Source organism: Lichenibacterium ramalinae, from assembly GCF_004137085.1.
Classification (GTDB): Bacteria; Pseudomonadota; Alphaproteobacteria; order Rhizobiales; family Beijerinckiaceae; genus Lichenihabitans; species Lichenihabitans ramalinae.
The window spans coordinates 59,693-80,988 of record NZ_QYBC01000004.1; the positions used below are offsets into that span (position 1 = coordinate 59,693).

The following is a 21,296-nucleotide window of genomic DNA, read 5'->3' on the forward strand; positions in this document are numbered from 1 at the left end:
GGCGTGCCGCTTTTCAACTGGAGTGTGTCGGCGGCGGCATGACATACTCCGGCGGGTATCGGGCCGCGTGTCGCTCGCGCGCTGCCGGCGGAACTGCTCCAGGCTTTCGACGCCTGCCGGGCTCGATGACCGCAGGGTTGTGATTTTTGCCGGGTACCGCGTCCCGGTGTTCGCGCCGCCGGTTCGAGGGCAGGCACGGGGAGACCGACATGGACGAGCCCGCAAACGATAATTCCGGCCCGGTGCCGGCGTCCAAACGCCGGTGTCCCATCTGCGGCCGGCCGGCGGCGCCCGACATGACGCCCTTCTGCTCGAAACGCTGCGCCGACGTGGACCTGCACCGCTGGCTCGGAGAGGGTTATCGAGTTCCCGTCGAGGTCGACGACGACATGCGGGACAGCCCCGACGGCGAGTGAGCGGCCCGGGGATCTCCCAGGCCGCCCGCCGCGGCGCCGATGGCGCCGCCGCTCAGTCGTCGTCTTGGCCCTGGGGTTTCGCCGCGGTCGCCGGGCGCGAGAAGACCGTGCGGCAGGCGGGGCTGAGCTGCGGCTTATGCTGCTGCAGGCAGGCCGTGATGGCGTCCTCGTCGGGAATAAACGAGCTGCAAAGCCGGTAGACGTCGGGGGTGCAGGCCAGTTGATCGTCGGCACTGCCCCGGTTCTCGGCCCAGGCCGCCGTCGGCAGCGCCAAAGAGACGATGAGCGCCAAGTAAGCTGTTCTTTTCACGGCTACGAAGCCTTCCTGTTGCTGTCGGTCGTCAACGCCGCCTCCGGGGAATGGATCCTGCCCGGTGGCCGGCCCTGCCGCGAGGCCGTCACGACTTGCGGATGACGAAGCGCATCTCGGCGCCGTCCCGCGTCGCCGCCACGAGGTGATCGCCTGTCTCGCGCAGCAGGTGCGGAATGTCGACCCCGGCGAGCGGGTCCGTGCACCGCACCGCCAGCGTCCCGCCGGGCGCCGTCCGCGCCAGGGCCCGCCGCGCATGCAGGACCGGCAGCGGGCATTTCAAGCCGCGCAGGTCGAGCATCTCGGAGGGTTTCGCGGTGCCGTCATCCATGCCCGCCACTGTCTACCGGTGTCCCGGTCCCGTCCAGTGCGGGCCCGGCCCGGCCCTTCCGCACGGGCGGCAGAATCGGCTGGACAAGCCCCGGAACCCTTCCTATAAGCCCGTCAGTCGCGGCCCCGAGGGGTCCCGAGACGCCCGGGTAGCTCAGTTGGTAGAGCATGCGACTGAAAATCGCAGTGTCGGTGGTTCGAATCCGCCCCCGGGCACCATCTCATGGCGTCGTTCCCGAACGACCGGCTCCCATCTAGTCCCACCTCGATCGTTCGTGCCGGCCGTCGCAGGCATGCGCGCCTGGCAGCCGCGGGCCGCGTTCGTTGCTTGGCGGCTGCATGCCGTGCCGGGATCTGTTAAGCCCCGGTCTTCCCCGCGCGCAGGGCCGGGCAGGTGACCGTCGGGGCCGAGCGTCCCGGGTCCGGAGTTCCATGATGACTGCTGATACGTCGAGCCTTCCAGCCCATTTCGAGCCCGAGGCGATCGAGCCGAAGCTCGTCGAGCGCTGGCTCGAGACCGGGGTGGGCCGCGCCGACGTCACGTCGTCGCGTCCGAAGTTCTCCCTGATCATGCCGCCGCCCAACGTCACGGGCCAGCTCCACATCGGCCACGCGCTCGACATGACGCTGCAGGACGTGGTGGTGCGCCACAAGCGCCAGCGCGGCTTCGACGTCCTGTGGCTGCCCGGCACCGACCATGCCAGCATCGCCACGCACTTCGTCGTCGAGCGCGAACTCGCCAAGACCGGCGAAACGCGGTTCACGCTCGGGCGGGACGCCTTCCTGGCGCGTGCCGATGCCTGGCGCGACCAGACGGCCGGCGCCATCCAGGCGCAGTTGCGCCGCCTCGGCTGCACGCCCGACTGGTCGCGCGAGCGTTTCACGCTCGACCCCGTGATCAGCCGGGCCGTGAAGCGGGTCTTCGTGTCGCTGCACCGCGACGGGCTGATCCATCGCGGCACCCGGCTCGTCAACTGGGACCCGAAGTTCCGCACCGCCGTCTCGGATCTCGAGGTCGAGACGCGCGAGGTCGACGGGCACCTCTGGTACATCCGCTACCCGCTCGCCGACGAGCCTGGGCGGCACGTCGTGGTGGCGACGACCCGGCCCGAAACGCTGTTCGGCGACCAGGCCGTGGCGGTGAACGCCGCGGACCCGCGCTACCGCGACCTCGTCGGGCGCCACCTCGCCCTGCCGCTGACCGGCCGCACCATCCCGGTCATCGCCGACGACCACGCCGATCCCGAGCAGGGCACCGGGGCCGTGAAGATCACGCCCGCCCACGACTTCAACGACCACGCGGTCGGCCTGCGCCACGGCCTCGTGCCGCTCGACGTCATGACGCCGGACGGGCGCATGAACGACCTCGTGCCCGAGCCCTTCCGCGGCCTCGACCGGTTCGACGCGCGGGCCCGGGCGGTGGAGGCGCTCGAAGCGCTGGGCGCCATCGAGAAGATCGAGCCCAAGGTCATCGCCCAGCCCTTCGGCGACCGCTCGGGCGTCGTCATCGAGCCGCGCATCACGGACCAATGGTTCCTGAAGACCGAGGGCATGGCCGCCGCTGCGGCCGAGGCCGTGCGCCGCGGCGACACGCGCTTCGTCCCGGCCAACTGGTCCAACGTCTTCTTTCGCTGGATGGACAACATCGAGCCCTGGTGCATCAGCCGGCAGCTCTGGTACGGCCACCAGATCCCGGCCTGGTACGGCGAGGACGGCGAGATCTTCGTGGCCGAGACGGCCGAGGAGGCCGCCGCGGCGGCGCGGCACCACTACGGCCGGGACGTGACGCTGACGCGCGACCCCGACATCCTCGACACCTGGTTCTCCTCGGCGCTGTGGCCCTTCGCGACGCTGGGATGGCCGGACGAGACGCCGGACCTCGCCCGCTACTATCCGCAGGACCTGCTGGTCACGGGCTTCGACATCATCTTCTTCTGGGTCGCCCGGATGATGATGCAGAGCATCGCCTTCGAGACGGTGCCGCCCTTCCGCGACATCTACATCCACGGCCTGGTGCGCGACGCGTCCGGGCAGAAGATGTCGAAGACCAAGGGCAACGTGATCGACCCGCTCGATCTCATCGCCCAATACGGCACCGACGCCACCCGCATGACCATGATGACCCTGTGCGGGCACGGGCAGGACATCCGCATGTCGGCGGATTCGGTCCGGCCGGCGCGGCTCTTCGCCAACAAGTTGTGGAACGCCGCCCGCTTCGCCGCCTTCAACTGCTGCTTCGACGCGCCGACGCCGCTGCCGGCCTCGCCCCGCAACGCCATCGACGCCTGGATCGTCGCGGAACTCGCCGGCGTGGCGCGACAGACGCTGGCCTCGCTCGACGACTACCGCTTCAGCGACGCCGCCACGGGCCTGCAGGCCTTCGTGCGCGACACGTTCTGCGATTGGTACGTCGAGTTCTCGAAGATCAGCATGAACGGCTCCGACGCCGCGGCGGCGGCGGAAACGCGGGCCGTGGTGGGCTGGTGCCTCAAGACCATCCTGCAGCTGCTGAACCCCTTCATGCCCTTCGTCACCGAGGCGCTGTGGGACGGCTGCGGCACCGGCGAGGCCATCACGGCCGCGCAGTTGCCGGACTTCGCCGCCCTGCCGGCCCGGGCCGAGGCCGCCGCGGCGGTCGAGGGGGCCATCGCGCTCGTGTCGCGCATCCGGTCGGTGCGGAGCGAACTCAAGGTCCCGCCCGGACGGCCGGTCCCGCTGCTGGTGTCGGCGCCCTCGACGGCCGCCAAGGCGCTGCTCGACGGCTTCGGTCCCCACATCCGGCGCCTCGCCAACCTGTCGTCGATCGAGGAGGCGGGCGCCCCGCCCGAAGGCGCCGTGCGGCTCGCCGTCGACGGCACCGACTACCTGCTCCCGCTGGCCGACGTCGTCGACTTCGCCAAGGAGCGGCAGCGCCTCGAGAAGGAGCTGAAGAAGAACGACAACGACCGCGCCGGCATCGCCCGCCGCCTCGCCGACCCGGCCTTCATCGACAAGGCCAATCCCGAGGTGATCGAGACCAACCGGTCCCGCCTCGCCGCCGCCGAGGTGGAACGCGAGCGCCTCCTGGCGGCGCTCGCCCTCATCTGACGGCGCGCCGGGGCCGGCCTCATCCGATGCCGGCCCGGCCCTCCCGCCGCCCCGATCCCGACACAGGTCCATACCGGGGCGACATGGCGGGGCGGTCGCCGCCCCGTTTCCGCCCCGGCACGGGTGACGCCGCCCGGGCTCTTCGCTATAAGCGCGGCCGGCGGCTTCGCCCTTCCACCATCACGACCAACAGGCACGAGGGCAGAGCCATGCCGTCCTATCTCGATCTGGCTTTGCTGGGCATCGTCGTCGTTTCGGCGCTGCTGTCCATGGTCCGGGGGTTCACGCGCGAAGTCCTGGCCATCGCCTCCTGGGGGGCGGCCGCGGTCGCCGCCTACCTGCTTTATCCGCGCGTGATGCCCTATCTCGAGCATTACATCGCCAAGGACACGATCCGGATGATCGCCGCGATCGCCATCGTGTTCTTCGCGACGCTGATCCTCGTCTCCATCATCACGGTGAAGTTGTCCGACGCCATCCTGGACAGCAAGGTCGGCGCGCTGGATCGGACCATGGGCTTCCTGTTCGGCGCCGCCCGCGGCTTCCTGCTCGGCGTCGTGGCCTTCCTGTTCTTCAACTGGCTGGTGCCGCCGAAGTCGCAGCCCGAATGGGTGGCGTCGGCGCGCTCGAAGCCGCTGCTGCAGGCGACCGGCGACGAGATCGTCGCCATGCTGCCCGAGGATCCGGAAAACACCTTCCTCAAGCGTTTCAAGCGCGACAAGCCGGCGCCGAGCGAGGACCTCCCCGCCGATGCCGACGCGCCGGGCGGCGCCGACACGGCACCGGCGCCGGCACAGCCCGCCGCCCCGGCCCGCAGGACCGAGGCCGTGCCCGGGACGACGCCGCGGTCGGCGGCCGCCACCCCGGCGCCCACCGTCGATCGCCAGGGCCTCAACGCCATCCTCAACGGCACGCCGGCGGCCAAGATACCCACCAAAAAGCAGTGAGGCGCGGGAACCGGCCTTAAAAAGCTCCGCAATGCGCTCCATCTGAAGACGGGAATGGCGTAGGATCTTCGCTCCCATTCCCCTCGCCGCCCGGCTTCGCCAGCCGAAGGCCAGGGCGTCCCGGCTTGAGGATGGACCATTGAGCGATCTCGAAACCGAATCCCTCCGTGAAAAATGCGGTGTCTTCGGCATCTTCGGCCACCCCGACGCGGCCGCCATCACGGCCCTCGGCCTGCATGCCCTGCAGCATCGTGGACAGGAGGCGGCGGGCATCGTCGCCTTCGACGGCCGCCAGTTCAACTCCGAGCGCCGCCACGGCCTCGTGGGCGACCATTTCTCCAATGAGCGCGTCATCAAGCGGCTCGCCGGCTCGGCCTCCATCGGCCATGTCCGCTACGCCACGACGGGCGAGACCGTGTTGCGCAACGTGCAGCCGCTCTTCGCCGAGCTCGAGGGCGGCGGCTTCGCCGTGGCGCACAACGGCAATTTCACCAACGGCCTGACGCTGCGTCGGCAGCTCGTCCGCGACGGCGCCATCTGCCAGTCGACGTCGGACACCGAGGTGATCCTCCACCTCGTGGCGCGGTCCCGCAAGCTGCGCTTCGTCGAGCGCTTCGTCGAGTCGCTGCGCCAGATCGAGGGCGCCTATGCGCTCGTCGCCCTCACCAACAAGAAGCTCGTCGGCGCCCGCGACCCGCTCGGCATCCGGCCCCTCGTCCTCGGCGAGCTGAACGGCCGCTACATCCTGGCCTCCGAGACCTGCGCGCTCGACATCATCGGCGCGCGCTTCGTGCGCGACATCGAGAACGGCGAGGTGGTCATCATCTCGGAAAGCGGGATCGAGAGCCTGAAGCCCTTCGCCCCCCAGCCGGCGCGGCCCTGCATCTTCGAATACATCTACTTCGCCCGGCCCGACTCGGTCGTGAACGGCCGCTCGGTCTACGACGTGCGCAAGCGGATGGGGGCCGAACTCGCCGCCGAAAGCCCGGCCGAGGCCGACGTCGTGGTGCCGGTGCCGGACAGCGGCGTGCCGGCGGCGCTCGGATACTCGCAGGCTTCCGGGGTCCCCTTCGAACTCGGCATCATCCGCAACCATTATGTCGGCCGCACCTTCATCCAGCCGAGCCAGGCGATCCGCGAGATCGGCGTCCGGATGAAGCACAGCGCCAACCGCGGCGTGATCGAGGGCAAGCGCGTCGTCCTTATCGACGATTCGGTCGTGCGCGGCACGACCTCGGTCAAGATCGTGCAGATGATGCGCGACGCCGGCGCCAAGGAGGTGCATTTCCGCATCGCCTGTCCGCCCATCACGCACCCCGACTACTACGGCATCGACACGCCGGAACGGGACAAGCTGCTCGCCGCCCAGATGGACCTCGAGGGCATGCGGGCCTATATGGGCGCCGATTCGCTCGCCTTCCTGTCCGTCGACGGCATCTACCGCTCCATGGGCCTCGCCCGTCGGGACCCCGTGCGGCCGCAGTTCACCGACCATTGCTTCACGGGCGACTACCCGACCCGGTTGACCGACGTGCTCGCCGAATCGAGCCCCCGGCAGTGGGCCATGCTGGCCGAGGCCAGCTGAGCCTCAGGGACGGCTCGCCGCCGCGGCGGCGAGCGGTTCCGTCTCGTGGAACCGGGCGTAATCCAACACGGTGTGGCCGGCGACGGGCGTCGACAGGATGTCGACGAAGCGATGGTTCCAGCGGATGTCGTCCGGAAGGTAGGATTCCCGCGCCTCGACGGTCTGGCCCGACGTGTCGTCGTGGCCCGTGATGGTCAGCAGGAACAGCGCGTCCTCCCGCTCGAGGTCTTCCGCGCTTCGGCCGAAGAGCGGGCTCGCCGCGTCGATCGGATGCAGGATGGTCCAACTCAGCGCGAAGGCGGGGTTCTCGGCGCGGACGAGCCTCAGCTCGACGTAGCGCCGAAACTTCTGCCCCTCCGCCGTCGTCTCGGACAGCAGCACCCACAGGCGGGCCGTGGCGCTCGACAGGATGTTCAGCCGAGCGTTGGCGACGCGGGCGAAGAGCGTGCGCCCGCCCTCGTAGGGACCGACCGCCAGGCCGCGCGCGAAGACGAGCCGGGCCCGCGGGCGCGACATGCGGGCGAAGATCAGGCCCAGCATCGTGGCGGTGAAGAACAGCCCCGCGAACACCTCGGTGCCCACCACCAAGTGGGCGTAGCGCGTCTGCGGGTAGAACTCGCCGTAGCCGACGGTGGTGATGGTTTCCATGCTGAAGTACAGCAGGTTCTCGAAGGCGCCGCGGCTGTTGGCGATGCCCTGCGGGTCGACGGCGTAGAGCAGGGCGAAGCCGAAGTTGACGAGCAGGAAGGCCGCCGCCAGACCGCCGACGAAGGCGGGAAGGCGGGCCGTGAGGGCGATGTGGTAGGCGTCGTTCCAGAAGCTCGGCTGGAGGCCGGCCGTGAAGACGGCGCGCTTGCCGATCATGACCTTGCGCAGCCGTCGCGCACCGGGGCGCGGCGCCGTGCGGGTGAGATCGAGGTCGGGCCTGGCGTTCATGGGGGTCGTTCAGCCTGTCGCGTGGCGCCTCGGCTTGCCTGCCGAAAGCCTGGGGTCTAGAGCAGTATCGTCTTTCGCGGAATCGTCTCGGCGATTCCAGGCCGATGAAACTGCTCTCGATTCGGAGCCGGAGCACAGTCGCCGAAGGCGACGGCGCTCCAGCAAAGCACATTCCCGCCGATGCCGCGCGGCTCCCGCGGCCAACTCCGTCAGGCAGACCTCATGACTCTCAGCTTGGAGGGCCGGCTGGCCCTGGTCACGGGTGCGTCCCGCGGCATCGGCCGCGCGGTCGCGCTGGAACTGGCCGGCGCCGGCGCCCATGTGGTGGCGCTGGCCCGCACGCAGGGCGCGCTCGAGGAACTCGACGACGACATCCGGCGGCTGGGCGGAGAGGCGACGCTGGTGCCCTGCGACGTGAAGGATTCGGAGGCGATCGACCGGCTCGGCGCCGCCCTGCACGACCGCTGGGGCCATCTCGACATCCTCGTCGCCAACGCCGGCGTGCTGGGGCCCATCACGCCCATCGGCCACGTCGACCCGAAGCAGTGGGACAACGTCTTGGCCGTGAACCTCACCGCCAATTATCGGCTGCTGCGCTCGCTCGACCCCCTGCTGCGCGCTTCCGACGCCGGCCGCGTCGTCTTCGTCTCCTCCGGGGCCGGACACCGGGCCGAGATGCGGCCCTACTGGGGCCCCTACGCCATCACCAAGGCGGCGCTCGACGCCATGGCCCGCACCTACGCGGCCGAGACCGCCACCACGTCCAACGTCGTCGTCACTGTCGTCAACCCGGGCCCGCTGCGCACCCGCATGCGGGCGGCCGCCATGCCGGGCGAGGATCCCGAATCGCTGAAGACCCCGGAGGACCTCGCGCCCGTGCTGGTCGCGCTGTGCGCGCCCGAGCATCGCGACACCGGCAAGCTCTACGACTTCCCCACCGACCGCATGCTGAGCTTCCAGGGCCCGGCCTGACGGCCGGTCCCGGGGAACCGCTCCCAAACCGCCGAGGCGGTTTCGAGACGTCCGACCCGCTCTACACCGCCAGGGCCGCCAGCACGCGCTCGCGCGTCAGCGGCAAGTCGCGCAGCCGTGCGCCCGTGGCGTCCGCCACGGCATTGGCGATGGCCGCCGCGGTGGGGCCCTGGCCGCACTCGCCGCAGCCCAGGAAGGGCTGGCCGGGCCGGTCGACGAGATGCACCTCCACGGTGTCCGGCACGGCGTCGAAGCGCAGGATCGGGTAGGTTGCCCAGTCGACCGACGTGACGCCGGCCGCGTCGAAGCCGACCTCCTCGTACAGTGTCCAGCTCATCGACTGCAGGATGGCGCCCTCGATCTGGTTGCGCAGCCCGTCGGGGTTCACCACCTGCCCGCCGTCGACGGCCGCGACGGCACGGGCGAGGCGGAGGCGGCCGGTGTCCCGATCGACCTCGACCTCGACGGCCACCGCGCAATAGGCGGCGAGGTTCTTGTAGCGGGCGAAGGCGAACCCCCGCCCGCGGCCGGGCACCCGCGGCCGGCCCGTCCAGGCGGCCTCGTCCCGCGCCCGCGCCACCACGTCCCGGGCACGGGGGTCGTCGAGGTGGCGCAACCTGAAGGCGATCGGGTCCTGGGCCGAAGCCCGCGCCAGCTCGTCCATGAAGCTTTCGATGGAGAAGACGTTGGCATAGGCGCCCAACGCCCGCATGGCCGAGACCCGCAGCGGCATGTCGGGCACGAAGTGATGGGTCACGCGGGCGTTCGGCAGGGCGTAGAGCGGAATGGCGTTGCGGTCGCCGCCGCCTTCCGGCTGGGGGATGGGTTTTGGCTCGGGCGGCGCGAAGGGCTTCGCCAGCAACCGGGCCGCCAGCAGCGCGCCGGCGCCGCCCGGCCGCATGTTGTGGGTGTTGCTCCACACGCCGTAGGACCAGTCGGCGATGCGGCCATCGGCGTCGAGGGCCGCTTCCGCCCGGGTCAACATGGCGGGTCCGAAGGGCTCCCAGGCGGCCTCCTGCTCGCGCATCAGCTGCAGGCGCACGGGCCGGCCCGGCAGGGCACGGGCGACCAGGGCGGCGTCGCCGGCCGCGTCGTCGGCGCCGTTGTGGCCGTAGCAGCCCGAGCCCTGGGTGTGGATGCAGCGCACGCGTGCGGGCGGGAAACCGAGCATCTCGGCGATGGCGGCCCGGTCCGGGAAGACGCCCTGGGTGTGGGTCCAGACCGTGAGGGTGTCGCCGTCGAGATGCGCCACGGCACAGGAGGGGCCGATGGAGCCGTGCGCCTGGTAGGGACGCGTGAAATCCGAAGCGAACCGGCGCAGCCCGTCGCCCGCCGGCGGGGCGCCGCGGTCGAGGATCACGGTGTCGCGCGCGGGCAGGGCCCGGATGGCCCGGCCCGCCGGCCGGTCTGTCGGCAGGCTCGCCGCGGGCGTCGACCAGCGCGCCGCTGCCGCGAGCCGGCGCATGGCCTCCACGGCGCCCCATTCCGTCTCGGCCGCCACGGCGAGGAAGTCGCCGTCCCGCACCACCGCGACGACGCCGGGCGTCGCCCGCACCGCCGCGTCGTCGAGCGACTGCAGCCGGGCGCCGGGGGCGGGTGGGCGGATCACCCGGGCATGGACCATACCGGCAGGCCGGAGGTCCTGCACGTAGATGGCGCCGCCCGTGACCTTGGCGGGGATGTCGCGCCGCGGCACGGCCTGGCCCACGACGGCGTAGCGGCCGGGCGGCTTCAGGGCCGGATGCGGCGTGGCTTCGACGTGGAGCAGCGTCGCCGACACGAGGTCGCCGAAGCCGAAACGCCGCCCGTCGGGGGCCAGCACGGCCCCGCCCTCGACCCGCAGGGCCTCGGCCGGCACGGCCCAGCGCGTCGCGGCCTCGCCGACCAGCAGCCCGCGGACCTCGGCCGCGGCGGCCCGGATGGCGCTGCCGCTGTCCTGCATGGAATGGCTGCCGGCCGTATAGCCCTCGTCGGCCGTTGTGGCGGTGTCGGCGGTGCGGATCGTCACGCGCGCGAGCGGCAGGTCGAGCTCCTCGGCGGCGAGCTGCACGAGGGCCGTGGCGATCCCCTGGCCGAGCTCCGCCTTGCCGGTCAGCACCTCGACGTTTCCGTCGGCGGCGACCCGGATCCAGCTGTCGACGAGGGGCGTCGTCTTGAGGCTGCCCGGCAGGTCGCGCGGGCCGGTGGCACCACCGCCCTCTCCGGCGGGTTCGGCGGCTTCGGCGGCTCCGACCGGGCGCAGCGCGAAGCCCAGCACCAGCGCCCCGGTGCCGCGCAGCACGGTGCGGCGGTCGATCACCAGCGGGGCCGTCACCGCGCGTCCCCCAGGCGGACCGGTCGGGCAGCGGGCGGCGACGCCGCCCGCATGGCGTCGGCCCCGCGGCGCACGGCCTTGAGGATCCGCATGTGGGTTCCGCAGCGGCACAGGTTGGTCTGCAGCGTCGCGCGGATCTCGGCATCGGAGGCGTCGGGCCGCCGGGCGAGCAGGGCCTCCGCCCTCATGATCATCCCGGGGATGCAGAACCCGCACTGGGCCGCCTGCTCGTCGATGAAGGCGCGCTGCAGCGGGCCGGGCGCGTCCGCCGTGCCGAGCCCTTCCAGCGTAGTGACGTGCTTGCCGTCGAGCGCCACCACCGGCACCACGCAGGACATGACGGCTTCGCCCTCGACCACCACCGTGCAGGCGCCGCATTGCCCGAGGCCGCAGCCGTATTTGGCACCGTTGAGGCCGAGCGCGTCGCGCAGCCAGTAGAGTAGCGGCGTGGTGGGGTCGACCGCCACCTCGTGGGCGGAGCCGTTCACCGTGATGGTGGTCATCGTGCGATCCTCACCTGGGGGTCGGCCGGAGCGGTGCCGGTCCCGTCGCTCGCCACCAGCGTGGCGTCCCGGGCGCGGACCCGTCGGATGGTTGCGGGAAGGTCCGGCCAGGCCGGCGCCTTGGCGATGTCGCCGCGCAGGTAGGACAACAGCGCCGCGAGGTCGTCGTCGTCGAGCGCCCCGGCGAAGCCCGGCATGATCGGACCGCCGGCGCCGACGGGGGCGGCGAGGCCGTGCAGCGTCACGACGACGAGGTTGGTCGGGTCGGGCGCGTGGAGGGCGGTGCTGAGCGCCAGCGCCAGGCCGCCGTAGGGCAGGGCGCGCCCGGCCTCGTGGCAGGACGCGCAAGCGCCGGCGTAGAGGGCGGCTCCCCGCCCATTCCCGGCCGCCACGGCGACCTGGCTGCCGGCGCTGGCGGGCGGCAGGCCGGGCTTGGCGGCGGGCGGCGCGGGCTCGGCCCCGCGGCCCATCAGCGACACGAGATAGGTGGCCATGGCCCGCGCATCGGCCTCGGGCACGCGGCCGAGGTTGGCCGTCACCAGCGCCATGGGGCCGCGCGCCACGCCGTGTTCGGCCTGCCAGCCGTGGCGCAGGTAGAGCGCCATGGCGTCGACCGTCCAGGGCACGGGGGCCGGCGAGGCGCCGTTCAGCGCATAGGCGGTCCAACCCTCGGCGGCTCCTCCGGCGAGATGCTCGCCGGCCTTCTCCTCCCCGAGCGGGCCGTGGGGCGTGTGGCAGGCCCCGCAATGGCCCAGGCCCTCGACGAGATAGGCGCCGCGGTTCCAGTCCGGTCCCCGCGCCGGGTCGGGCGCATAGGTGCCGGGGCGGAAGAACAGGAGGTTCCAGCCCGCCATCACGGCCCGCACGTTCAAGGGAAAGGGCAGGGCGGGCGACGGCACGGCCGAGTCCGCGGCCTCGCGCGTCATCAGGTAGGCGTAGAGCGCCGCGTCGTCGTCGTCCGTCACCAGCGTGTAATGGTTGTAGGGGAAGGCCGGGTACAGGTTGCGGCCGTCCCGGTCCACCCCGTCGCGCATCGCCCTGCGGAACGCCGCCTCGGACCAGTGCCCGATGCCGGCCTCGGTGTCCGGCGTGATGTTGCTGGCGTAGACGGCTCCGAACGGCGTCTCGACCGGCAGTCCGCCCGCCAGGGGAGGGCGCCCGGGCGCCGAATGGCACCCCGCGCAATTGCCCAGCGCCGCCAGGGTCGCGCCCCGTTTCACGAGCGCGGGATCGAAGCTCGCCGCCGCCGGGCGCTCCGCGGGGGGCAGGGCCGGATGCCACGCCAAGGCGGCCGCGGCCCCGCCGACCCCGATCACGACGAGAGCGGCGAGGGAAACGAGCAGGGACCTTCGAGCCATGGCCGGCCTTGTGCTGGGGGCGCGGGCGGCCGCGCCGGCGATAACGGCCGAGCGCCTATTCCGTTGCGGCACCCCGCCCGTGGAGCGGGCGCCGCTTCGGGCGCCGGGCCGGCCATGGCATTAACCTTCCGTTGACCGTCATCCGTTTAGGTTCTGTTCTCATCGAGCCAGCGAACAGGAGCTGAACATGAGCGGATCGGTCGGGATCGCCGGGGAGCGCATCCGCTCCTTCATCGAGCGCGTCGAGCAGATCGAGGAGGAGCTCAAGGCCCTGAACGAGGGCAAGAAGGAGGTCTTCGCCGAAGCCAAGGGCGAGGGCTTCGACGTCAAGGTCCTGAAGGAGATCCTGAAGCTCCGCAAGCAGGACAAGGACGAGCGCGACGAGCAGGAATCGCTGCTCGACCTCTACATGCAGGCCATGGAACAGGGCGAGGAGCCGTTGCAGAAGGCGGCCTGACCGGAGCGCCGCGCCCGCCCCACCCGCCGCGCACGGCGGGATGGGTGGGCGGGAATCGTGCGTCGCCTGCCCGAGAAACGGGCGGCGCGCCTTCCCCAGCTGCGCCGGATCGGCTACCAGCGGGATCATGCAGCCGATCCTGTCGATCACCGACCTCACCAAGACTTACGCGACCGGCTTCAAGGCCCTGAAGGGCATCAGCCTCGATATCCGCGAGGGCGAGATCTTCGCGTTGCTCGGCCCCAACGGCGCCGGAAAGACGACGCTGATCTCCATCGCCTGCGGCCTGGTGCGGCCCTCGGGCGGCCGCGTCACCGTGGGCGGCCACGACATCACCGCCGACTACCGGTCCGCCCGCGGCATGATCGGCCTCGTCCCCCAGGAACTCACCACCGACGCCTTCGAGACCGTGTGGGACACGGTCACGTTCAGCCGCGGCCTCTTCGGCAAGCGGCGCGACCCGGCCCATATCGAGAAGGTGCTGCGCGACCTGTCGCTGTGGGACAAGCGCGACGCGACGCTGCGCACGCTGTCGGGCGGCATGAAGCGCCGGGTGCTCATCGCCAAGGCCCTGTCGCACGAGCCGCGCCTGCTCTTCCTCGACGAGCCCACCGCGGGCGTCGACGTCGAACTGCGGCGCGACATGTGGCGGCTCGTGCGCGCGCTGCGCGACGACGGCGTCACCATGGTGCTGACGACCCACTACATCGAGGAGGCCGAAGAGATGGCCGACCGCGTCGGCGTGATCCGCGGCGGCGAGCTCATCCTGGTCGAGGAGAAGGCCGCGCTGATGCGCCAGCTCGGCCGCAAGCGCCTCGTGATCGACCTCGCCGCGCCGGTCCCGGGCCTGCCCGAGACCCTGGCCCGCCATCGGCTGAAGGCTTCGGCCGACGGCGCGCAGCTATTCTACACCTACGAGGCCGCGGCTGCCGGGGCGCCCGACCTCGGCGGCCTGATGCAGGACCTCGCGGGGGCGGGCGCCGTCGTGCGGGACGTGACGACGAGCCAGAACACGCTCGAGGAGATCTTCGTGGACTTGGTGAGCCAGCGCGCATGAACATCCACGCCGTCCGGGCGATCTACGGCTTCGAGATGGCGCGCACGCTGCGCACCCTCACCCAGAGCATCGTGTCCCCGGTCCTCTCCACCGCGCTGTATTTCGTGGTCTTCGGCGCGGCGCTGGGCTCGCGCATCCCGTCGGTCGACGGGGTCAGCTACGGGGCCTTCATCGTGCCCGGCCTCGTCATGCTCTCTCTGCTGACCCAGAGCATCGCCAACGCGTCCTTCGGCATCTATTTCCCGCGCTTCACCGGCACCATCTACGAGATCCTGTCGGCGCCGATCTCGGCCTTCGAGATCGTGGCGGGCTATGTCGGCGCCGCGGCCTCGAAGTCGATCGTGCTCGGCCTCATCATCATCGCCACCTCGGCGCTCTTCGTGCCGCTGCATGTCGAGCACCCGGTCTGGATGGTGGCGGCGCTGGTCCTGACCTCCGTCACCTTCAGCCTGTTCGGCTTCGTCATCGGCATCTGGGCCGACGGCTTCGAGAAGCTGCAGCTCGTCCCGCTGCTCGTCGTGACGCCGCTGACCTTTCTGGGCGGCAGCTTCTACTCGATCGAGACCCTGCCGGCGCCCTGGCGGCAGATCGCCTATCTCAACCCCGTCGTCTACCTGGTGAACGGGTTCCGCTGGAGCTTCGTGGGCCGGGCCGACGTGCCGCCCGAGGTCAGCTTCGGCATGACCCTGGCCATCCTGGCGCTCTGCGCGGCATTGATCGCCTGGATCTTCCGCACCGGCTACCGGCTGAAGACGTGACCCGGGACGCCGGACCCGCCGTCTTTCCATCTCTCCTCCGCTGTGGAAGGATGCCGCGACCAGCAGAGGCCGTAGATGATGTCAGGTGAAGAAATCGACGCGCTGCGGCATCCGAGGATCGTCGCCTTCCACAAGTTCTTCTCGGAATACCACCTCTTCTTCGAGGTCGGCCGGGAGCGGTTCCGCGTGGCGATTCGCGTCTACGAGACGGACGACGGGCGTTTCTTCTTCGAGCAGAGCCACTACATCCGCACGCCGGTGCAGGATTCCGCGCATGTGCTGGGCGCCGAGCGCCATCCGCGCCCTTATCTGGCGCTGACCCACGCGGTCGAATCGATCACCACCTATTACGAGGACGCGGTGAGCAAAGGGCACGAACCCCGCACCGACTGGTTCGTGCGCAACGATCTTTACTGAATATTTCCGATCCGCCGCGGTCTCGACGCTCCCGAAGGAACCCCGGACTGCCCGAAAGACTTGACCCGCGCTAACACAGGTTGGAGTCATCGATCGTGTCACGTTCCATCGTCACCGCATTCGCCGCTGCCCTGGCCCTCGGCGCCGTCGCTCTCGCGGCCGAGCCCGCCGCCGCCATGCCGGTCGCCGGAGCCTCGGCACTCGAGAGCGCCGCGCCCGTCTCGGGCGTCGAGGATGTCCGCTTCTTCCGCCACCGCGGTTTCCGTCGCGGCTTCGTGCACCGCGGCTACGGCTTCCGTCGCGGCTACGGCTATCGTCGTGGCTTCGGATATCGCCGCGGCATCCCCGGCCACCCGATCCGCCGCATCCTCCGCGCGCTCTGATCCAGCGGCCCGTCCGGTCGCCGGACGGGACCCTGCATCGCAAAGCTGAAGGCCAGAGCGCCGCCCGGGCCTGAAATGGCCCGGGCGGCGCTTTATCGCGTGCGGTCGGTCGTCGGGCCCCGGACACGCCCCCGCCCTCTGGGCTAAACCCGTGTCATCGCGGATCGCCGTCGAACCTCAAGGCTCGGCGGGGAGGCGATCCTCGAGGCGCAGCAGCGCGATCCGCTCGACTTCGGCGAGCGCGCGGGCGAACTCGGCCTCGGAACTGTTCTCCAGGCGTGCCACGAAGGCCGCCAGGATGTCGTCCTTGCTCCGGCCCCGGACCGCCATGATGAATGGGAAGCCGAACCGCGCCCGATAGGCCGTGTTGAGGTCGGTGAACCTAGCCATCTCGTCGACCGACAGGCGGTCCAGGCCCGCGCCGGCCTGCTCGCCCGCCGAATCGGCCGTCAGCGATCCGGCGAGGGCCAGCCGCCCGGCGAGATCGGGATGGGCGTCGAGCAGGGCCCGCTTGGCACCGGCGTCGAGGTCGCGGACCGCGGCGACCATCGCCGCATGCAGTCCCGCGGCAGTGTCCTGCGCCGCCGTGAAGCCCCGGCGGTGGGCCGTGCGGGCGACCTCCGGCGTGTGTTCGAAGACGTCGCCGAAGCCTTCGACGAAGAGCGCTTCACCCATGCGGCTCGGCCGATAGCCGCCGGCCGGCGGGTGATGGCGGATCCAGTGGCGGGCGATGTCGACCCGTCGCGCCACCCAGACGCGGTCGTGCGCCGTGACGTAGTCGAGGAAGCGCGCCAGCGCGGCGGCCCGGCCCGGCCGGCCGACGAGCCGGCAGTGAAGCCCGACCGACAGCATCTTGGGCGCCGTCTCGCCTTCGGCGTAGAGCGTGTCGAAGGAGTCCTTCAGGTAGGCGAAGAACTGGTCGCCGCTGTTGAACCCCTGCGGTGTCGCGAACCGCATGTCGTTGGCGTCGAGCGTGTAGGGGACGACGAGCTGCGGCCCGCGCGCCCCGTCGATCCAATACGGGAGATCGTCGGCGTAAGCGTCCGAAAGATAGAGGAAACCGCCCTCCTGGCAGCCGAGCGACAGCGTGTTGATCGAGCTGCGCCCCTGGTAGAGGCCCAGCGGCCGCGCGCCGGTGAGCTCCGTCTGGATGCGGACCGCCGCGTCGATGTCGGCGCGCTCCGCTTCGGGGGCGTGGTCGCGGTAGTCGATCCATTTCAGGCCGTGGGATGCGATCTCCCATCCGGCGCGCTGCATCGACGGCACGATGCCGGGGTAGCGCTGGAGCGCCGACGCGACGGCATAGACCGTCACGGGAAGGCCGCGCTCGGAGAACATCCGGTGCAGGCGCCAGTAGCCGGCGCGCGAGCCGTATTCGTAGATCGACTCCATGTTGGCGTGGCGCATCCCCGGCCAAGGCTGCGCCCCGACGATCTCCGACAGGAAGGCCTCGGACGCGGCATCCCCGTGCAGGACGTTGTTCTCGCCGCCCTCCTCGTAGTTGATGACGAACTGCACGCAGACCCGCGCGTCGGCGGGCCAGCGGGGGTGGGGCGGATGCTCGCCGTAGCCGACGAGGTCGCGCGGATAGGCGTCTGGCACGGTGCTCAGGATCCCCGGTAGGTGGAATAGCTCCAGGGCGAGACCAGGAGCGGGACGTGGTAGTGGCCGTCGGCCTCCGCCAGCGTGACGCGCAGCGGGACCGTGTCGAGGAAGGGTGCGCCGGGCGCGACGTCGTCGAAATAGCGGCCGACCGCGAAGGTCAGCTCGTAGGTGCCCGGCACGAAGGCGGGGCCGGCCAGCAGGGGAGCGTCGGTGCGGCCGTCGGCGTTGGTGACGGCCTCGGCGACGGCGATGCGGGCACCGTCCGCGGCGAGGCGGTGCAGCGTCACCGGCACGCCCGCGGCGGGCCGGCCCCGGGCCGTGTCCAGCACATGCGTCGACAGTCTTCCCATGGCGCGGCACTCCCCCGGCGGGCATCGACGCCGCGCCGCCGCCACGATAGGGCGGGCGCCGCGGGGTGAGAAGGGCGGGCGAGCCGCCTCCCGGTGCCGGGCTTCACGGCTCCTTGAAGCCGTAGTCCGGCACGCCGTCCTCGTTGCCGTAGTATTTGTAGGGCAGGAACTTGCCCGACATGCCGAGCTTCACCCGATCCCCCTTGGGGTTGGGCTCGCGCTCCATCGTCATCTCGAAGTCGATGGCCGACATGATGCCGTCGCCGAAATCCTCCTGGATCAGTTCCTTGAAGGTGGTGCCGTAGACCATGATGAGTTCGTAGAAGCGATAGATCAGCGGGTCCGTGGGCGGCAGCTGCGGGATCGAGCCGCGGTAGGGCGCCTCGTTCAGCATGCGCTCCTCGGCGGGGGTGAGGCCGAAGAGTTCGGCCGCCCTGCGCGCCTGGGCCTTCGGCAGCTTCATCTGCCCCATGCAGGCGGCCGTGATGAGGATCGGCGACAGGCCGCCGATCTCGGCCTGGATGTGTTTCCACGTCCACCCGTTCTCGCGCTTGATGTCGAGCAGCTTCTCGGTGAGGTCTTCGCGCTTCACAAATGTCTCCCTCGGCGGCGTCGTCGACCGCCGGGGATGCAGCAGGCAACCTCCGTGCCAGCCGGCCGTCAGCTGCCCTGGGCCGCCAGGAAATGCTCCAGCCAGTGGATGTCGTAGGCGCCGTTCTGGACGTCGGTGTTGCGCACCAGCGTGCGGAACAGCGGCAGAGTCGTGTCGATGCCGTCCACGATGAACTCGTCGAGGGCCCGACGCAGGCGCATCAGGGCCTCGGTGCGGGTGCGGCCGTGGACGATCAGCTTGCCGACGAGCGAATCGTAGTTGGGCGGGATCGTGTAGCCCTGGTAGGCGGCCGAATCGACCCGGACGCCGAGGCCGCCCGGCGGGTGGAAGTAGCTGATGCGGCCCGGCGAGGGCCTGAACGTGTCGGGGTGCTCGGCGTTGACGCGGCACTCGATGGCGTGGCCGTCGAGCCGCACGTCGGCCTGGCTCAGCGTGAGCGGCGAGCCCGCCGCGATGCGGATCTGCTCGTTCACGAGGTCGATGCCGGTGATCATCTCGGTGACGGGATGCTCGACCTGGATGCGGGTGTTCATCTCGATGAAATAGAACTGCCCCTCCTCGTAGAGGAACTCGATGGTGCCCACCCCGCGGTAGCCGAGCTTGCGCATGGCGGCCGCGCAGGTTTCGCCGATGGTGGCGCGCTGTTCGGCGTTGAGGGCCGGCGAGGGGCCTTCCTCCCAGACCTTCTGGTGGCGGCGCTGCAGCGAGCAGTCCCGCTCGCCGAGGTGGATGGCGTTGCCGAATCCGTCGCCGAGGATCTGGATCTCGATGTGGCGGGGCTTCTCGAGATATTTCTCGATGTAGACGGCGTCGTCGCCGAAGGCCGCCTTGGCCTCCTGGCGCGCCGTGGCCAGGGCGTCGGACAGGTCGGCCGCCGTGCGGGCCACCTTCATGCCGCGCCCGCCGCCGCCGGCCGCCGCCTTGATGATGACCGGGAAGCCGATCTCGGCCGCGACCCGCTGCGCCGTGTCGTCGTCCGTGATGCCGCCGTCCGAGCCCGGCACGCAGGGGATGCCGAGCGCCCGGGCGGTGCGCTTCGCCTCGATCTTGTCGCCCATGGTGCGGATGTGTTCCGCCTTGGGGCCGATGAAGGCGATGTCGTGGTCCTGCAGGATCTCGGCGAAGCGAGCGTTCTCGCTGAGGAAACCGTAGCCGGGGTGGATGGCGTCGGCGCCGGTGATCTCGCAGGCCGACAGCAGGGCCGGGATGTTGAGGTAGCTGTCGCGCGCGGGCGGAGGCCCGATGCACACGCTCTCGTCGGCGAGCCGCACGTGCATGGCGTCGGCATCCGCGGTGGAATGGACCGCCACTGTGGCGATGCCGAGTTCCTTTGCGGCGCGCAGCACCCGCAGCGCGATCTCGCCGCGGTTGGCGATCAGGATCTTGTCGAACATGCGCCCGTCACTCGATCACGAGCAGGGGCTGGCCATATTCGACCGGCTGGCCATCGTCGACCAGCACCGCCGAGATCGTGCCGGCGCGGGGCGCCACGATCTCGTTGAAGGTCTTCATGGCCTCGACCAGCAGGATCTTGTCGCCGGCCTTGACGGTGCTGCCGACCTCGACGAAGGCCTTCGCCTCCGGGCTGGCCCGGCGATACACCGTGCCGACCATCGGCGACTTCACGGCGCCGGGATGCTCGGCGGCCGGGATCGCGGGCGCGGCGGCGGCGGCGGCCGGCATGGCGGCGGCGACCAGCATGGGCGTGGTCACCTGGGGGGCAGGGGCGTGGCTCGTCGCGGTGTGACGGACCAGCTTGATGCGCAGGTCGCCCTTCTCGATCTCCATCTCGGCGAGGTCGCTGTCCGAGATGAGGGTGGCCAGGGTTCGCAGCAGGTCGGCGTCGATGGCCGGTGCGGCCGTGCCGGCGGGCGTCGGTCTGGTCCCCTTGGGGCGCGTCCGCAGGCCGTTTCGGATCATGGGCATATCTGTCTTCTGGTCAGGGAGGCACGGGCGGACGAGCCCGACGGGTGCGGAGCGGCGACACCGCCGCGTGCCGGTTCGAAGTCCTCTTAAAGAGTCGAGGCCGACAAAGCCAATGGCCGCCGGCCCGACGCGAGCGTCAGGAGCAGACGGCCCGGCCACATTTCAGCACGCTGTCGACGCGGGTCTTGAGTTCGTCGTAGCCGACGGCGCCCACGATCACGTCCTTGCCGACCACGAAGGTCGGCGTGCCGGTGAGGCCGAGGGCGTCAGCCAGGCCCATTGTGGTCTGGATGGACGTCTTCACCTCGGGGCTGGCGGCATCCTTGGCGAGCTGGTCCATGTTGGCGCCGAGGTCCTTGGCGACCTGGAGCGCCTGGGCCTTACCCACCGGCCCGTGCTGGCCGCCGAGCAGCTTGGCGTGGAACTGCCAGAACTGGTCCCCCTTCAGCTGGTTGCGTGCCGCACCCGCGATATAGGCGGCTTCGACCGATCCCGGGCCCAGGACGGGGAAGTCCTTCAGCACCAGGCGCAGGTCCGGCTCCGTCTTCATCAGCTTGGCGATGTCGTCGAGCGAGCGCTTGCAGTAGCCGCAATTGTAATCGAAGAACTCGACCAGCGTGACCTTGCCCTTGGGGTTGCCCAGCACGACGTCGCCCGGCGCGTTGAACAGCTCCGCCGCCTTGCCGTCGACGGCCTGCTGGCGCTTGGCCTCCTCCTGCGCCTTCTGGCGGCGCTCCAGTTCGGCCATGGCGTCCTGCAGCACTTCGGGGTTCTGCAGCAGGTAGTCGCGGATCACGCCGCCCATCTCGGACTTCTGTGCCGGGGTGAACTCGGCCGCCATGGCGGGGGCCGGCGCCAGGATGCCGGCGCCCAGCGGGCCGAGGCCGAGCCATCCCAGGCCCAGGACGCCGAGGCCCAGCAGCCTGAGACCCAGGAGGGCGGAGCGGGTCGCCGGCATCCACCGGCCTCGAC

At 70.9% G+C, this 21,296-nt stretch carries 22 protein-coding genes and 1 tRNA gene; 11 read left to right on the forward strand and 12 right to left on the reverse strand.

Going from position 1 to position 21,296, the window contains the following annotated elements:
- Positions 1-209 precede the first annotated feature (209 nt).
- Positions 210-416 (forward strand): DNA gyrase inhibitor YacG, encoded by a 207-nt coding sequence (locus tag D3272_RS05850; protein ID WP_129218221.1) that lies wholly within the window; start codon positions 210-212, stop codon positions 414-416.
- Positions 417-468: 52 nt separating this feature from the next.
- Here D3272_RS05850 and D3272_RS05855 read toward each other — a convergent pair whose 3' ends face one another.
- Positions 469-708 carry a hypothetical protein gene (locus D3272_RS05855; RefSeq protein ID WP_129218222.1) on the reverse strand — a complete coding sequence of 80 codons (240 nt, stop codon included), beginning with the start codon at positions 706-708 and terminating at the stop codon, positions 469-471.
- Positions 709-814: 106 nt separating this feature from the next.
- Positions 815-1,057: a sulfurtransferase TusA family protein gene (locus tag D3272_RS05860; protein ID WP_129218223.1), complete on the reverse strand. Its 243-nt coding sequence runs from the start codon at positions 1,055-1,057 to the stop codon at positions 815-817.
- A gap of 142 nt (positions 1,058-1,199) precedes the next feature.
- Between D3272_RS05860 and D3272_RS05865 the strand changes: the two genes are divergently transcribed.
- The 4 genes from D3272_RS05865 (at position 1,200) to purF (ending at position 6,675) form a co-directional block, all read left to right on the forward strand.
- Positions 1,200-1,275: transfer RNA gene (locus D3272_RS05865), tRNA-Phe, on the forward strand.
- A 213-nt stretch (positions 1,276-1,488) separates the two neighbouring features.
- Positions 1,489-4,143: a valine--tRNA ligase gene (locus D3272_RS05870; protein ID WP_245496412.1), complete on the forward strand. Its 2,655-nt coding sequence runs from the start codon at positions 1,489-1,491 to the stop codon at positions 4,141-4,143.
- Positions 4,144-4,352: 209 nt separating this feature from the next.
- Positions 4,353-5,090: a CvpA family protein gene (locus D3272_RS05875; protein WP_129218224.1), complete on the forward strand. Its 738-nt coding sequence runs from the start codon at positions 4,353-4,355 to the stop codon at positions 5,088-5,090.
- Positions 5,091-5,229: 139 nt separating this feature from the next.
- Entirely contained in the window at positions 5,230-6,675 is a 1,446-nt protein-coding gene (gene purF, locus D3272_RS05880; protein ID WP_129218225.1) for an amidophosphoribosyltransferase, read from the forward strand.
- A 3-nt stretch (positions 6,676-6,678) separates the two neighbouring features.
- On the opposite strand, the gene D3272_RS05885 is transcribed toward purF, so the two are convergent.
- On the reverse strand, positions 6,679-7,611 hold the full coding sequence (locus D3272_RS05885; RefSeq protein WP_129218226.1) for an ion channel: 933 nt from the start codon (positions 7,609-7,611) through the stop codon (positions 6,679-6,681).
- A gap of 222 nt (positions 7,612-7,833) precedes the next feature.
- Between D3272_RS05885 and D3272_RS05890 the strand changes: the two genes are divergently transcribed.
- Positions 7,834-8,583, forward strand: coding sequence for an SDR family NAD(P)-dependent oxidoreductase (locus D3272_RS05890; RefSeq protein ID WP_129218227.1), 750 nt, complete (start codon positions 7,834-7,836; stop codon positions 8,581-8,583).
- A gap of 61 nt (positions 8,584-8,644) precedes the next feature.
- Here the strand turns inward: D3272_RS05890 and D3272_RS05895 are convergent, their stop codons facing one another.
- The 3 genes from D3272_RS05895 to D3272_RS05905 are packed head-to-tail and all read right to left on the reverse strand — an operon-like array spanning position 8,645 to position 12,758.
- Positions 8,645-10,897 (reverse strand): xanthine dehydrogenase family protein molybdopterin-binding subunit, encoded by a 2,253-nt coding sequence (locus tag D3272_RS05895; protein WP_129218228.1) that lies wholly within the window; start codon positions 10,895-10,897, stop codon positions 8,645-8,647.
- Positions 10,894-11,400 carry a (2Fe-2S)-binding protein gene (locus D3272_RS05900; RefSeq protein WP_129218229.1) on the reverse strand — a complete coding sequence of 169 codons (507 nt, stop codon included), beginning with the start codon at positions 11,398-11,400 and terminating at the stop codon, positions 10,894-10,896. The genes D3272_RS05895 and D3272_RS05900 overlap by 4 nt, the downstream gene beginning before the upstream one ends.
- Positions 11,397-12,758 (reverse strand): c-type cytochrome, encoded by a 1,362-nt coding sequence (locus tag D3272_RS05905; protein ID WP_129218230.1) that lies wholly within the window; start codon positions 12,756-12,758, stop codon positions 11,397-11,399. Before D3272_RS05905 ends, D3272_RS05900 begins: the two co-directional genes overlap by 4 nt.
- Positions 12,759-12,945: 187 nt before the next feature.
- Here D3272_RS05905 and D3272_RS05910 point away from each other — a divergent pair, with 187 nt between their 5' ends.
- The 5 genes from D3272_RS05910 (at position 12,946) to D3272_RS05930 (ending at position 15,830) form a co-directional block, all read left to right on the forward strand.
- On the forward strand, positions 12,946-13,215 hold the full coding sequence (locus D3272_RS05910; RefSeq protein WP_129218231.1) for a DUF2312 domain-containing protein: 270 nt from the start codon (positions 12,946-12,948) through the stop codon (positions 13,213-13,215).
- 127 nt (positions 13,216-13,342) lie between these two features.
- A complete protein-coding gene (locus D3272_RS05915) occupies positions 13,343-14,272 on the forward strand; it encodes an ABC transporter ATP-binding protein (protein WP_129218232.1) in 930 nt (309 codons plus the stop codon).
- Entirely contained in the window at positions 14,269-15,030 is a 762-nt protein-coding gene (locus D3272_RS05920; RefSeq protein ID WP_129218233.1) for an ABC transporter permease, read from the forward strand. Before D3272_RS05915 ends, D3272_RS05920 begins: the two co-directional genes overlap by 4 nt.
- Before the next feature lie 75 nt (positions 15,031-15,105).
- A complete protein-coding gene (locus D3272_RS05925) occupies positions 15,106-15,447 on the forward strand; it encodes a hypothetical protein (RefSeq protein ID WP_129218234.1) in 342 nt (113 codons plus the stop codon).
- Between the two features lie 95 nt (positions 15,448-15,542).
- The gene (locus D3272_RS05930) at positions 15,543-15,830 is read left to right on the forward strand and encodes a hypothetical protein (protein WP_129218235.1); all 288 of its coding nucleotides are present in this window, start codon (positions 15,543-15,545) and stop codon (positions 15,828-15,830) included.
- Positions 15,831-16,007: 177 nt separating this feature from the next.
- Here the strand turns inward: D3272_RS05930 and puuE are convergent, their stop codons facing one another.
- From puuE to D3272_RS05960, 6 genes are all read right to left on the reverse strand, one after another.
- On the reverse strand, positions 16,008-17,432 hold the full coding sequence (puuE, locus tag D3272_RS05935; RefSeq protein WP_129218236.1) for an allantoinase PuuE: 1,425 nt from the start codon (positions 17,430-17,432) through the stop codon (positions 16,008-16,010).
- Positions 17,433-17,437: 5 nt separating this feature from the next.
- A complete protein-coding gene (gene uraH / locus D3272_RS05940; protein WP_129218237.1) occupies positions 17,438-17,785 on the reverse strand; it encodes a hydroxyisourate hydrolase in 348 nt (115 codons plus the stop codon).
- Positions 17,786-17,888: 103 nt separating this feature from the next.
- Complete coding sequence (cynS, locus tag D3272_RS05945) at positions 17,889-18,377, reverse strand: cyanase (protein ID WP_129218238.1); 489 nt, start codon at positions 18,375-18,377, stop codon at positions 17,889-17,891.
- Positions 18,378-18,445: 68 nt separating this feature from the next.
- Positions 18,446-19,792 (reverse strand): acetyl-CoA carboxylase biotin carboxylase subunit, encoded by a 1,347-nt coding sequence (gene accC, locus D3272_RS05950; protein ID WP_129218239.1) that lies wholly within the window; start codon positions 19,790-19,792, stop codon positions 18,446-18,448.
- Positions 19,793-19,799: 7 nt separating this feature from the next.
- Positions 19,800-20,318, reverse strand: a complete 519-nt coding sequence (gene accB / locus D3272_RS05955; protein ID WP_129218403.1) for an acetyl-CoA carboxylase biotin carboxyl carrier protein — start codon at positions 20,316-20,318, stop codon at positions 19,800-19,802.
- Positions 20,319-20,460: 142 nt separating this feature from the next.
- The gene (locus D3272_RS05960; protein WP_129218240.1) at positions 20,461-21,282 is read right to left on the reverse strand and encodes a DsbA family protein; all 822 of its coding nucleotides are present in this window, start codon (positions 21,280-21,282) and stop codon (positions 20,461-20,463) included.
- Positions 21,283-21,296 lie beyond the last annotated feature (14 nt).

Bases quoted from the DNA above. Each gene is read 5' to 3' on its own strand.
- D3272_RS05850 (WP_129218221.1), top strand. From the start codon at position 210: ATGGACGAGCCCGCAAACGATAATTCCGGCCCGGTGCCGGCGTCCAAA.
- D3272_RS05860 (WP_129218223.1), bottom strand. From the start codon at position 1,057: ATGGATGACGGCACCGCGAAACCCTCCGAGATGCTCGACCTGCGCGGC.
- D3272_RS05870 (WP_245496412.1), top strand. From the start codon at position 1,489: ATGATGACTGCTGATACGTCGAGCCTTCCAGCCCATTTCGAGCCCGAG.
- D3272_RS05875 (WP_129218224.1), top strand. From the start codon at position 4,353: ATGCCGTCCTATCTCGATCTGGCTTTGCTGGGCATCGTCGTCGTTTCG.
- D3272_RS05885 (WP_129218226.1), bottom strand. From the start codon at position 7,611: ATGAACGCCAGGCCCGACCTCGATCTCACCCGCACGGCGCCGCGCCCC.
- D3272_RS05890 (WP_129218227.1), top strand. From the start codon at position 7,834: ATGACTCTCAGCTTGGAGGGCCGGCTGGCCCTGGTCACGGGTGCGTCC.
- D3272_RS05900 (WP_129218229.1), bottom strand. From the start codon at position 11,400: ATGACCACCATCACGGTGAACGGCTCCGCCCACGAGGTGGCGGTCGAC.
- D3272_RS05905 (WP_129218230.1), bottom strand. From the start codon at position 12,758: ATGGCTCGAAGGTCCCTGCTCGTTTCCCTCGCCGCTCTCGTCGTGATC.
- D3272_RS05910 (WP_129218231.1), top strand. From the start codon at position 12,946: ATGAGCGGATCGGTCGGGATCGCCGGGGAGCGCATCCGCTCCTTCATC.
- D3272_RS05915 (WP_129218232.1), top strand. From the start codon at position 13,343: ATGCAGCCGATCCTGTCGATCACCGACCTCACCAAGACTTACGCGACC.
- D3272_RS05920 (WP_129218233.1), top strand. From the start codon at position 14,269: ATGAACATCCACGCCGTCCGGGCGATCTACGGCTTCGAGATGGCGCGC.
- D3272_RS05925 (WP_129218234.1), top strand. From the start codon at position 15,106: ATGATGTCAGGTGAAGAAATCGACGCGCTGCGGCATCCGAGGATCGTC.
- uraH (WP_129218237.1), bottom strand. From the start codon at position 17,785: ATGGGAAGACTGTCGACGCATGTGCTGGACACGGCCCGGGGCCGGCCC.
- accC (WP_129218239.1), bottom strand. From the start codon at position 19,792: ATGTTCGACAAGATCCTGATCGCCAACCGCGGCGAGATCGCGCTGCGG.
- accB (WP_129218403.1), bottom strand. From the start codon at position 20,318: ATGATCCGAAACGGCCTGCGGACGCGCCCCAAGGGGACCAGACCGACG.
- D3272_RS05960 (WP_129218240.1), bottom strand. From the start codon at position 21,282: ATGCCGGCGACCCGCTCCGCCCTCCTGGGTCTCAGGCTGCTGGGCCTC.